Origin of the sequence: Pantoea sp. Cy-639, assembly GCF_011752525.1 — a bacterium.
Lineage (GTDB): Bacteria > Pseudomonadota > Gammaproteobacteria > Pseudomonadales > Pseudomonadaceae > Aquipseudomonas.
The window spans coordinates 1-11,876 of record NZ_VWXI01000013.1 but is presented as its reverse complement, the minus strand read 5'-3'; the positions used below and the strand labels follow the sequence as shown (position 1 = coordinate 11,876).

Here is an 11,876-nt window from a genome sequence, read left to right as displayed (position 1 = left end):
TTGCCACGGCGACCGTTTTTCACTCACCTGCCGACTGCCCCATGTACACCAAGAATTTCGTCAACCCGTGCCCCGACTGGGCCACGGCCCTGCTCAACGGCTTCAGCCAGGTGCTGCTGCTGCGCAACCCGTTCTGTGGCCTGTGCTGCCTGCTGGCCATCCTGCTGACCGCCCCCGGGCTGGTCGGCGGCGCCCTGCTCGGCGCCCTCGCCGGCCTGCTGACGGCCCAGCGTCGCGGCTACGAACGCAGCGATCGCCAGGCCGGCCTGTACTGCTACAACGGCGTGCTGATCGGCATCCTGATCAGCGCCGTGCTGCCCTGGTCGGCCATCCTGCCGCCGCTGATCATCGCCGCCGGGGGGCTGTCGAGCATGCTCACCCACCAGTGGCGCAAACGCGGTGGCAAGCTGCTGATCGCCTACACCGCGCCCTTCGTCCTGCTCGGCTGGGCCGCCCTGGCGCTGACCGAACCCAGCGCCGCCGTGCCGGTCGAGCCCGACCCGCTGTACGGCCTGCTGCGCGGTGTCGGCCAGATCTTCCTGCTGGACAAGCCGCTGGCCGGCCTGCTGATCATCATCGGCCTGTACGTCGCCAACCCCTGGGCGGCCACCTGGGCGGTGATCGGCGCGGCGCTCGGGGGTGGCCTCGCACTGCTGGCCGGCGAGACCCAGGCCGCCGCGCTGGGCCTGTACGGCTTCAATGCCGCACTCGCTGCGCTGGCCTTCAGCCGCATGGGCGAAAAACCCTGGATGACCCTGCTGGCCATCGTCCTGGCCCTTCTGCTGCAACCGCTGTTCAACCTGCTGCCGGTAGCCGGGCTCACCGCGCCCTTCGTCGCCGCCTGCTGGCTGATGCACCTGGGCAGCCATCTGGCGCAGCTCATCCAGCGCCGCAACGCCCCCCGCTTGCACAGCTGAAACGTAGCCCCTAGGCTCTGCCCATCCGCACAAGGGAACGAGCCCATGGACAACCCTGCGAGCCTGCGCGAGCGGCTCTACGTCATCGTCTTCCAGACCGACACCGGCGCCGGAAGACGCTTCGACAAGATCCTCCTGCTGATCATCCTCGCCAGCCTGGTGACGGTGATCCTCGACAGCATCGACGAGATACACCAAGGCTACGCCGGCCTGCTGGCCGCCATCGAGTGGGGCTTCACCGCGATCTTCCTCGGCGAATACCTGGTCCGCCTGTACTGTTCGCCCAAGCCCCTGCGCTATGCCTTCAGCTTCTACGGGCTGGTCGACCTGCTGGCGATCGTGCCGGGGATCATCGCCCTGTACTACAGCGACGCCCAGTACCTGCTGATGATCCGCGTGGTGCGCATGCTGCGGATCTTCCGCGTGCTCAAGCTCAGCCCCTACCTCAAGCAGGCCCACTACCTGCTGGCGGCGCTGCAGGGCAGCAAGCAGAAGATCATCGTGTTCCTGGTCAGCGTGTCGACCCTGGTCACCGTGTTCGGCACCCTGATGTACGTGATCGAAGGCCCCGAGCATGGCTTCACCAGCATTCCCAAGGGCATCTACTGGGCCATCGTCACCCTGACCACCGTAGGCTTCGGCGATATCGTGCCGAAGACGCCGCTGGGCCAGGTGCTGTCGTCGCTGGTGATGATCACCGGTTACTCGATCATCGCCGTGCCCACCGGCATCTTCACCGCCGAGCTGGCCAATGCCCTGCGCGGGGAACAGCTGCAGCACGACTGCCCGACCTGCGCCAAGAAACACCATGAACATGGCGCGGCGTTCTGTTCGCAGTGCGGCAATGCGTTGTTTCCAAAGCGCTGAGGGCCAAGGCTGACAACGACATAACCAAAGTCCTTTTTGTTCTTTAACCCGCGCAAAGCCACCCGCTATAGTCGCTGGCATATCGCTAACCCTTTGAACCAGAACAAGGAATTCGCCCCAGTGAAAAAACTGTTCAGCGCCTCGCTGCTCGCCGCGGGCCTTGCCCTGGGCAACCTCGCCCAGGCCGCCCCAACCCTGCTCAACGTGTCCTACGACGTGATGCGCGACTTCTACAAGGACTACAATCCGGCGTTCCAGAAACACTGGGAAGCCGAGCACAAGGAGAAGGTCAACGTACAGATGTCCTTCGGCGGCTCGAGCAAGCAGGCGCGCGCCGTGATCGACGGCCTGCCGGCCGACGTCATCACCATGAACATGGCCACCGACATCAACGCCCTGGTCGACAACGGCAAGCTGGTGCCGGACAACTGGGTGAGCCGCCTGCCGAACAACAGCGCACCGTTCACCTCGGCCACCGTGTTCATCGTGCGCAAGGGCAACCCCAAGGCGCTGAAGGACTGGCCCGACCTGCTCAAGGACGGCGTGCAGGTGATCGTGCCCAACCCCAAGACCTCCGGCAACGGCCGCTACACCTACCTCTCGGCCTGGGGCTACGTGCTCAAGCAGGGCGGTGACGAGGCCAAGGCCCGTGATTTCGTCGGCAAGCTGTTCAAGCAGGCGCCAGTGCTGGATACCGGTGGCCGTGCCGCCACCACCACCTTCATGACCAACCAGATCGGCGATGTGCTGGTGACCTTCGAGAACGAGGCCGAGATGATCGCCCGCGAGTTCGGCCGCGATCAGTTCGAAGTGGTCTACCCAAGCGTGTCGGCCGAGGCCGAGCCACCGGTGAGCGTGGTCGACAAGGTGGTGGAGAAGAAGAAGACCCGCGCCGTGGCCGAGGAATACCTGAAGTACCTGTGGTCGCCAGAGGCCCAGGAGATCGCGGCCAACAACTACCTGCGCCCGCGTGACGCCGCAGTGCTGGCCAAGTACACCGACCGCTTCCCGAAAGTCGACTTCCTGTCGGTGGAAAAGACCTTCGGTGACTGGCGCACCGTGCAGAAGACCCACTTCAACGACGGCGGCGTGTTCGACCAGATCTACACCGACAAGTAATCCCCTCCGCCAGCAAGGCTGGCTCCTACGAGCGCCCCTGCCCTGTAGGAGCCAGCCTTGCTGGCGAACGGCCCTCTCTCAAGGCTCCTGGCGGAACACCAACGCCTTCAGCCCGCCTTGCGGATCCGCATCCGGAAACTCCGGCGGGTTCGCCAGCCGCTCGACGAACACCAGTTCCGGCGCATGCTCGGCCATACCCTCGATGAGGAACTGCGGGCCGATTCCCGGATCGTTGACACAGGCCAGCACCGTCCCCCCCTCGCTCAACAGCTCTGGCAGGCGCCGCAGGATCTTGGCGTAGTCCTGGGTCAGCACGAAGCTGCCGCGCTGGAAGGTCGGCGGGTCGATGATGATCAGGTCGTACGGCCCATACTTGCGCACCTTGCCCCACGACTTGAACAGCTCATGCCCCAGGTACGCCACGCGCGAGGCGTCATGGCCATTGAGCCGATGATTGTCGCGCCCGCGCGACAACGCCGACTTGGCCATGTCCAGGTTGACTACCTGCTCGGCGCCAGCGGCGATCGCCGCCACCGAGAACCCACAGGTGTAGGCGAACAGGTTGAGCACCCGCTTGCCCGCCGCCTGCTCGCGCACCCAGCGCCGGCCGTAGCGCATGTCGAGGAACAGGCCGTTGTTCTGGCGCACGCCGAGGTCGAGCAGGTACTTCAGGCCATCCTCGATCACCTCACGTTGCAGGCAAGGTTCACCAAGCAGCCATTGTCCCGGGCTGTCGGGCAGGTAGCGGTGTTGCAACAACATGGCCTGGCCGGTCCATTGCGGGCGTTCGGCCAGGGCGCGCAGCATCGCCTCGAGCTCGGCCAACTGGCCCTCGGGCGGCTCGCGAAACAGCGCCACCAGCAGCACGCCGTCGAGCCAGTCGACGGTGATCTGCTCCAGGCCCGGCCAGCAGCGGCCACGGCCATGGAACAGGCGACGGGTTTCGCTCGGGGCGGGGTCGAGGGCGGCGAGCAGGTGTTGCTCGAGGGTGGTGATGGCAGGGCTCATATCGGTCATGGGTCGGGCAAAAGCGCCATTCTACCCGCTGCCGCCTCCATCGCCAGCCAATCACAGCTGATCAGCCCAGACCACGCGAATCCAGGTACCCAGTCAAGTACTCGATGAACGCATGTGCCTTGCCGGTGGCTGGGGTATACCGACAGGATCTGCGGGCCGAAGGCATCGGGGTAACGCTGACGACTCATGGTACCTCTTATTTGGGCCTCATTATGAGGCTTGGAGGTGTCTACGAAACCAAAGGCGATTCACAACTTACTTTCGCCAAGCATCATACTCTCAACAGCACTAAGATCGGCCATCAACCTAAAACTCGCCCCACCCTCCATAATCTGCAAATCTTTAATACCAATAGATTCAGTTCTTGGTGAAGGGCCGACGACATAAAGCCCAAGCGAGTCTATTTTCTTCATCAAGCGCTCCTCCTCTATAAAAAGCTGCTCATTCACCGCTTGCTCATGCTCCTTGAACAGATTTCCATATAGATCAAAATCTCTATCCGGCAAAAAAGAACCGATCATTCGCATACCACTCGTGGAAGAAACCAATAATCTTCCAAGAGACAGCCCATTAGTAGAGACCAGCTTAAACTCCATCATCGAGGGCACCTCGTAGTTTCGCCCAACGCTTTAGAAAGCCCCTTTAGGTTTTCATCATTAAACCCATCAAGCCCGTCAGGATGGATAATACGAGCATGATTCTTAAAGTTCTTTGTAGGATCCTCTATAACATCAAAGCCTGCTTCTCGAATAGCATGCGCTGTACCTGATGCTACAGTTTCTGATGTTTTATGAAGCCCAGTTGCAGTAGGGAAAGCTTCTCTCATCTGCTGTGCAGACTCACATGGACAGCAACTATGCAATACAGAAATCCCTGGAGGATCCAGCTTTTTCTCTGGGTTCTTAAGTCGAAGATTTTCCACCTGACTACCACCTATCCGGTTCACATTTGTAGTGTTAGGTAATGACTTTCCCGACAACCCAAGCGGGTCAGTCCAGTTCTGCGGGTTAGGCGCGTATTGGTATAGATTCACCCCACCGGACAGCCCTATTGGGTCTTGCGACACAAACCGACCAGTGCTCGGCTCATAATATCGATTTCGATTGTAGTGCAGCCCAGTCTCTTGGTCGTGGTACTGCCCCTGGAAACGAATCGGGTTGGTCAGGCCAACCTGCTTCGCCCAGTCGGACCGCGTTTCCTTGATCTCGCCCCACGCCTTGTACTGCGCCGCCCACGCCACCTCACCGTTGTGGTCGGTCAGCTCCATCGGCGTGCCGAGGTGGTCGCATTGGTACCAGAGGATCGCATCGAATGGCTGCGCCTTGACCTCGGTATGCCACAACGGGTCCTGATCGAAGTCGTACTCACGATCGCTCCAGTCCGGCTGACGCAGCAGGCGGATCGGATTGCTGCGCTGGGCCTGGGCAACCGGCACGAAACTGCCCGGCTCGTACAGGTAATGCACGGTACGCCCAGTCTCACCTTCGCCCTGCGGCGGCGAGCTCTCCCAGGCCAGGTTGTCACCATCCCAACCGTATAAGGTGTAACCACAGCCCAGTTCGCGCTGGCGCTTGGCCCGCTGTATCTGGTTCCAGCCACTGCCGGCACGCGGATCGTCTTGGTGGTGCGCAGTGGAGTGCTTGTGCAAACGACGACCCAAGGCGTCGTAGCTGTACACCACGCTGAGCTTGCCATCGTCGAAGCGCGCCAAGCGGACAAACAGGTCCCGGCTCAGGCGTGCCTATTCGCCGTTGTGCAGGCGGTGGATCAGGTTGCCACGGTCGTCGTACTGGTAATGGGTCCCGGCGTATTCTCGCAGCAAGTTGTCCATCAACTTGTTCCGGCGCGGATCGCTTTCCAGCGGGCGACTCCACCACGCCCCCCTGAAAAACCAAACTTATAGAGCATTATTATAATTAGCTGATTAATTTCGCACGCGCCTTCTCAACCGCCCCCTTAAGTACAAGAGCATCGTTCTCAGTTAGCTTCAAACTTTTTATTTCCTTCATCATTTCCACTGAGCGAGACAATGCATCAAGAATCAAACTTACCTGCTGCAAAGCATTCGAATCCTTAAACTCGTAAATAGGAACTTGCACCCGAACCTCAATAACCTTCCGGGCCTTGTGGTATCGCCTCACTTCGGGATAATCACCTATTCGTTCATCAGGCATAAGTATTGATATGAATGTCCATGCCTCCGCACCACACTCGAGTGAAACATCACGTAAAATCTCAACCAATATATCCTTTACCTTCTTTCGAGCAATCTGGGCAGCGTTGCCCGCCAACACATGCTGCTCACTTGAAGTATTAAAATCCATAAACCACCTTAATAATCGCTTTTATTTAGCGGAGGCCTTCTACCTTCTTTATCTGCCGCCTTGTATTCCAAGATTTTTTCATGCTGCCACGCATGCATCTCCCGCTTGGTCCCTGAGACCTCCTCCTGCATATACGCATTATTTTTCTTAAGATACTCTTCCGTATACCTACGCTTACCCATTGTAGTTTCACCATACTTCAAAACGCTGTGATCTTCTTCGTACCTCAATATGTAGCCAATAGCTGGCTTAGTCGAATTGAGACTATTCCCATGAGTACCATCCGACTTACACGGACATGGCTTCGAAGGATCTTTCCCCGCCCCAAACCTACCACCCGCCTGACGCGGCTGCCCTTTCCCCAAACCTAACGGGTCGACCCACTCGACAGGGTTCGGCGCATACGCAAACAGGTTCAAGCCACCGCTGTAACTGATCGGATCCTGGTTGATGAACCGCCCGGCCCTCGGATCATAGTACCGATAGCGGTTGTGATGCAGTCCGGTCTCAGGGTCGTGGTACTGCCCCTGGAAGCGGATCGGGTTGTTCAGGCCATTCTGCCTGGCCCACTCCGAGCGAGCCTTCTCGACCTCACCCTACGCCTTGTTCTGCGCCGTCCACGCCATCTCACCGTTGTGGTCGGTCAGCTCCATTGGCGTACCGAGGTGGTCGCACTGGTACCAGGCAATGGCATCGATTGGCTGCGGTTTGACCTCGTGCTGCCACAGCGGGTCCTGATCGAAGTCGTACTCCCGGTGGATCCAGTCCGGCTGGCGTAGCAAGCGGATCGGGCTCTTGCGCAACGCCTGGGCAACCGACACGAAACTGCCCGCCTCGTACAGATAATAAACCGTGCGCCCAGTCGTCCTACGGAGGCAGGCTTTCCCAAGCAAGGTTATCGCTATCCCAACCAAAGAGAGTGAAGCCACAACCGAACTCACGTTGCCGCTTGGCCCGCTGTATCTGGTTCCACCCCGTACCAGCCTCAGGCCTGTCCCAGAAATGCGCGACAGACTGTTTGTGCAGACGTCGGCCCAAGGCGTCGTATCTGTGTCAGCAGATTGACATCCTATTTGGTCGAATTATCGCGGCGAAGCTCCAATTTGACATGCCAATCATAATTACACCATGAGTTATACAGCAAACACCCCCGGGTTTTAGGCCCGCCCGAGGGAGCAAAGCATCACGCTCGCTCCCTGGCGACTCGTACTTCTCGGGCATCGCTAGCATTAGCTATTTAATTTTAACCGCGCCTTCTCAACTGAATTTTTAAGTATAAAAGCATCATCACCCGTAAGCTTCAAACTTTTTATTTCACCCATAAGATCAACTGAGCGAGCCAATGAATCCAGCATGATATTAATTTGCCCAGCGCCATTGGAACTCTTAAATTCGTTGTAAGGCAACTGCACACGCAACTCAATATCCTTGCTGGATTTATGGTAACGCCTGACCTCCGGATAATCCCCAACTCTCTCATCAGGCATAACGATAGATATAACACTCCATTTAGCCGCACCACACGAGAGCTCAACATCTTTTATCAACTCAGCAATGATTGGCTCAACAGCCTTACGCGCCCCTGTCACAGCCTCGTTAACCGATATGTGTTTCTCACTCGACATCCAAAAATCCATTGCCCACTCCTAATAATCACTTTTATTCAGAGGCGGCCTATTGCCACCATTAGCCGCCTTATAATCAATGATTTTTTCATGTTGCCAGGCATGCATTTCTTTTTTGCTTCCTGACACTTCCTCCACCATCTCGACATTATTTTCATTCAAATACTTCTTCGGATACCGCCGCGCCCCCATCGTTGTTTCGCCATATTTCATAACTTCGTTTGTATCGCGGTCCCTCAACGTATATCCAATAGCTGGCTTAGTCGAATTATGACTATTCCCATGAGTACCATCCGACTTACACGGACATGGCTTCGAAGGATCTTTCCCCGCCCCAAACCTACCACCCGCCTGACGCGGCTGCCCTTTCCACAACCCTAACGGGTCGACCCACTCGACAGGGTTCGGCGCATACGCAAACAGGTTCAAGCCACCGCTGTAACTGATCGGGTCCTGGTTGATGAACCGCCCGGCCCTCGGATCATAGTACCGATAACGGTTGTAATGCAGCCCGGTCTCAGGGTCGTGGTACTGCCCCTGGAAGCGGATCGGGTTGTTCAGGCCATTCTGCCTGGCCCACTCCGAGCGAGCCTCCTTGACCTCACCCCACGCCTTGTACTGCGCCGTCCACGCCATCTCACCGTTGTGGTCGGTCAGCTCCATCGGCGTACCGAGGTGGTCGCACTGGTACCAGGCAATGGCATCGATTGGCTGCGGTTTGACCTCGTGCTGCCACAGCGGGTCCTGATCGAAATCGTACTCCCGGTCATTCCAGTCCGGTTGGCGTAGCAAGCGGATCGGGCTCTTGCGCAGCGCCTGGGCAACCGGCACGAAACTGCCCGGCTCGTACAGGTAATGCACAGTGCGCCCGGTCTCACCCTCATCCTGCGGTGGCGAGCTTTCCCAGGCGAGGTTATCGCCATCCCAACCATACAAGGTGTAACCGCAACCCAGTTCGCGCTGGCGCTTGGCCCGCTGCATCTGGTTCCAGCCACTGCCGGCACGCGGATCATCCTGATAGTGCGCAGTGGAATGTTTGTGCAAGCGACGACCCAAGGCGTCGTAGCTGTACACCACGCTGAGCTTGCCATCGTCGAAGCGCGCCAAGCGGTCAAACAGGTCCCAGCTCAGGCGCGCCTGTTCGCCGTTGTGCAGGCGATGGATCAGGTTGCCACGGTCGTCGTACTGGTAATGGGTCCCGGCGTATTCTCGCAGCAAGTTGTCCATCAACTTGTTCCGGCGCGGATCGCTTTCCAGAGGACGGTTGAGCTCCTGGGTCTTGTCGTCCAGCAAGTTGCCAGCCGGGTCGAAGGCGAAGGTTTCGACACCGAGGCGGCTGGTGGCTTGCAACAGGCGGCCGACGGGATCGTATTGATAGGCCAGGTGGCCACGCCGGGTGTCGTGGATATCGGTCAGTTGGCCAACGGCATCGTACTGATACTGGCGTTTGAGCAAAGTCGACTGGCCATCATGACTACCCAGCAGTTGCTCTTGCAGGCGCCCCGCCGGGTCCCAGGCCTGGGTTTGCATCAGCTGGTTGCCCTGATGCCGGACCACTTCACGGTGCAGGTCATCGCGTTCATAACCCAGCAGCTCGTGCTGGTCGAGGGTCATGCCCAGCACGTGACCGCTGCCGTAGGTGAGCACGCTGACCTTGTGCCCATCCGGGCGAACGGTCGCGACACGGTTGTTGAGCACGTCGTATTCGTGCTGCCACACCGCAACCATCGGCACCTCGGTACCGAGGTAGTGCTGGTGCTCGCGGGTCAGATTGCCCGCCTCGTCATGGAACCACTGCAGTTTGCTGACCGCGTTGATCGCCTGGATCAGGTTGCCGTTGCGGTCGTAAGCGAAGGTCTCTTCCTGACGCTGGTCGCCCTGGCTGGCCATTCGGGACGTAATGCGGCCCACGGCATCGTAGGTGATATCGATACGGCGCTGGCCGACCTGGGTGCTGGCCAGCCGGCCACTGTCCGGGTCGTACTGGTAGCGGGTAATCAGGCCATCGAAGCCCTTCTCTTCCAGCAAGCGGTCCAAGGGGTCATAGAGGAAACTGATCTTGCTGTCGTTCTGGTTTTCCAGCCCGATCAAGCGCCCAAGCTTGTCCCAGCGATAACGCAAGGTGCGCTCATCGGCATCCACCCGCTCGGCCAGCATGCCAACGGCGTTGTAGGCCCAGGTGGTGCAGCGATCCAACGCATCGACATGGGCCAGCAGACGGCCCTCGGCGTCACGCTCGAAACGCTCTTCGGTGTTGTCTGGGTGGGTGACCTTCGCCAGCTGGCCAGCCTTGTGCTCGAAGGCCGTCTTGTTGCCAGCGGCATCGATGAACGACACCAGGTGACCCAGGTCGTCGTATACCCACTCACTGGTCTTGCCCGAACAGTCGGTGTACTCGGTCAGCTGATCCGCCGCGTTGTATGCCAGTTTCTTCTCGTTGCCGTTGGCGTCCTTGATCGCCTTGACCAGCCCGGAAGGCGTGTAGGCAAACTCGGTCTTGTTGCCCAGTGGGTCGACGGTCTCGACCAGGTTGCCCTTCTGGTCGTAGTCCCGCAGCCACAAGCCGCCCTCGGCGTCGCAGATCTTGATCAGGTTGCGGCGGCCGTCGTAGGCAAAATGCGTCTGGCTATGGTCAGGGCGAATATGGCGAATGACACTGCCTTGCTCGTCGTAGTCATAGCGGTCTTCGCTACCATCCGGGTGGACGTGGCGCAGCAGCTTCTTGCGCTCATCGCGGAACAGCCATTCCGAACGCTCGTCCGGATAACGGATGCGGTACAGGTAGCCGAGGATGTCGTAGTAGTACCAGGTCTCCTGGCCATGGGCGTCGGTGACGTAGGTAAGACGGATGTTCTCATCCCACTCCAGCTTCGTGTCGAAGCTGCCATCGTCGGCCCACTCACGAATCGCCTTGGCGTCGAAGGCGCTACCGTCCCACTGCAGGTTGATACCCCGGTCGGTACGGTCGGTGTAACGGCTCACCAGGTGGTTTTGATACTGGTAGCGCCAGGCTGCGCCGTCTTCGTCCTGCGCCACGATCAGGTCACCCTGGTCGTCGTAGTGGTAGCCGCACAGTTGGCGCAGCGGTTGGCCGTCACGCATTTCCCACAGACCGGTGATGTGGCCGTGGTCATCGATCAAGGTGCCTAGGTGGCGGTGGATCTGGTTCGGGTCATCCTGATAGGTGATGACGTCCGAAAGCACCGGCCGCCCCTCGTGGCGGTGCTCGTAGTGCAACATGCAACCGGCGCCATTGTTGAGCGTGATCTTCTGCAAGTAATAGCGATCACCGACACGCAGGTAGTACTCCTTGCGGTCGAAGCCTCGGCAGATCACTAGCTCGTTTTCGCGGCTGCGGATCAGCAGCAAGTCCTCGATGGCGTTGAACAATGACTGCTCCACTTTGGGCAGTTCGAAGGCATGGCTGCGACCGTCGAAGTCGTGGAACAGAATGCCCCTGTCGACGACATCGATGCGCGTAGTGAACTCGGTGATCCAGCGCGCCCCAAGGTTGCCCTGGTCGTATTCGGCCAGGCGCGAGTGATAGATGCGCTGCCATTCGAGCGGGAAGGGGCCTGGCAGGCTGAAGTCTGTGTGAACGATGAATTCGGAACCAAGCGCGAAACTGATGCTGCGCGGAGTGAATGCCATCGTTTCTTCCGGACAGCCTCTTTTCACCGGGCTGGAGGCGCCTTGGGCCTTCGCCTGCGAACTGCTCACCGCCAACTCGCCCTTGCCCTTCTCCCGCGCCACCTGCGTTGTCGTCCCCGGCTTGCTCACCCCGGGCTGTCCATTCTTGTTGCGCTTGCGGAACCCCTTCACCGCCCCGCCCAGCATGGTCAGCAGCCAGCCGATGCTCATCTGCGTCCCCGGATCCGCTAGCTTGGCGAACTGCCGGGTCATCTCCGGGCCCAGGGCACGCAACTGGCCGGTGTTGGCCAGCACCTTGGTCTTGACCTCGTCCGGCAGCATCTTGCGCGCGGCACTGTTGGCCAGGCCCTTGCCTG

General features: G+C 59.4%; 11 protein-coding genes. 3 read left to right on the top strand and 8 right to left on the bottom strand.

The genetic code is table 11. The features are described 5' to 3' along the window. The first annotated feature begins 41 nt into the window (after positions 1 to 41). The 3 genes from F3J43_RS16370 (at position 42) to F3J43_RS16360 (ending at position 2,903) form a co-directional block, all read left to right on the top strand. Positions 42 to 917 carry an urea transporter gene (locus F3J43_RS16370; protein ID WP_166888615.1) on the top strand — a complete coding sequence of 292 codons (876 nt, stop codon included), beginning with the start codon at positions 42 to 44 and terminating at the stop codon, positions 915 to 917. A 45-nt stretch (positions 918 to 962) separates the two neighbouring features. Continuing rightward, positions 963 to 1,784, top strand: a complete 822-nt coding sequence (locus F3J43_RS16365; protein WP_166888612.1) for an ion transporter — start codon at positions 963 to 965, stop codon at positions 1,782 to 1,784. Positions 1,785 to 1,904: 120 nt separating this feature from the next. Beyond that, positions 1,905 to 2,903 (top strand): sulfate ABC transporter substrate-binding protein, encoded by a 999-nt coding sequence (locus tag F3J43_RS16360; protein WP_166888608.1) that lies wholly within the window; start codon positions 1,905 to 1,907, stop codon positions 2,901 to 2,903. A 78-nt stretch (positions 2,904 to 2,981) separates the two neighbouring features. On the opposite strand, the gene F3J43_RS16355 is transcribed toward F3J43_RS16360, so the two are convergent. The 8 genes from F3J43_RS16355 to F3J43_RS16325 form a co-directional block, all read right to left on the bottom strand. Further along, on the bottom strand, positions 2,982 to 3,920 hold the full coding sequence (locus F3J43_RS16355) for a class I SAM-dependent methyltransferase (protein WP_205297917.1): 939 nt from the start codon (positions 3,918 to 3,920) through the stop codon (positions 2,982 to 2,984). 248 nt (positions 3,921 to 4,168) lie between these two features. Continuing rightward, positions 4,169 to 4,519, bottom strand: coding sequence for a hypothetical protein (locus F3J43_RS16350; RefSeq protein ID WP_166888605.1), 351 nt, complete (start codon positions 4,517 to 4,519; stop codon positions 4,169 to 4,171). Then, a complete protein-coding gene (locus F3J43_RS24125) occupies positions 4,516 to 5,631 on the bottom strand; it encodes an RHS repeat-associated core domain-containing protein (RefSeq protein WP_286184671.1) in 1,116 nt (371 codons plus the stop codon). Before F3J43_RS24125 ends, F3J43_RS16350 begins: the two co-directional genes overlap by 4 nt. A gap of 205 nt (positions 5,632 to 5,836) precedes the next feature. Then, complete coding sequence (locus tag F3J43_RS16340; protein WP_166888602.1) at positions 5,837 to 6,244, bottom strand: Imm44 family immunity protein; 408 nt, start codon at positions 6,242 to 6,244, stop codon at positions 5,837 to 5,839. An 8-nt stretch (positions 6,245 to 6,252) separates the two neighbouring features. After that, positions 6,253 to 6,783, bottom strand: a complete 531-nt coding sequence (locus F3J43_RS24120; protein ID WP_502706615.1) for an RHS repeat-associated core domain-containing protein — start codon at positions 6,781 to 6,783, stop codon at positions 6,253 to 6,255. Between the two features lie 57 nt (positions 6,784 to 6,840). Next, entirely contained in the window at positions 6,841 to 7,065 is a 225-nt protein-coding gene (locus F3J43_RS23840; protein WP_205297916.1) for an RHS domain-containing protein, read from the bottom strand. Positions 7,066 to 7,473: 408 nt separating this feature from the next. Further along, on the bottom strand, positions 7,474 to 7,881 hold the full coding sequence (locus F3J43_RS16330; protein ID WP_166888599.1) for an Imm44 family immunity protein: 408 nt from the start codon (positions 7,879 to 7,881) through the stop codon (positions 7,474 to 7,476). A gap of 9 nt (positions 7,882 to 7,890) precedes the next feature. Continuing rightward, a partial coding sequence (locus F3J43_RS16325; RefSeq protein ID WP_166888594.1) for an RHS repeat-associated core domain-containing protein occupies positions 7,891 to 11,876 on the bottom strand: 3,986 nt, incomplete at its 5' end.

Bases quoted from the DNA above. Each gene is read 5' to 3' on its own strand.
- F3J43_RS16370 (WP_166888615.1), top strand. From the start codon at position 42: ATGTACACCAAGAATTTCGTCAACCCGTGCCCCGACTGGGCCACGGCC.
- F3J43_RS16365 (WP_166888612.1), top strand. From the start codon at position 963: ATGGACAACCCTGCGAGCCTGCGCGAGCGGCTCTACGTCATCGTCTTC.
- F3J43_RS16355 (WP_205297917.1), bottom strand. From the start codon at position 3,920: ATGACCGATATGAGCCCTGCCATCACCACCCTCGAGCAACACCTGCTC.
- F3J43_RS16350 (WP_166888605.1), bottom strand. From the start codon at position 4,519: ATGATGGAGTTTAAGCTGGTCTCTACTAATGGGCTGTCTCTTGGAAGA.
- F3J43_RS16340 (WP_166888602.1), bottom strand. From the start codon at position 6,244: ATGGATTTTAATACTTCAAGTGAGCAGCATGTGTTGGCGGGCAACGCT.
- F3J43_RS16330 (WP_166888599.1), bottom strand. From the start codon at position 7,881: ATGGATTTTTGGATGTCGAGTGAGAAACACATATCGGTTAACGAGGCT.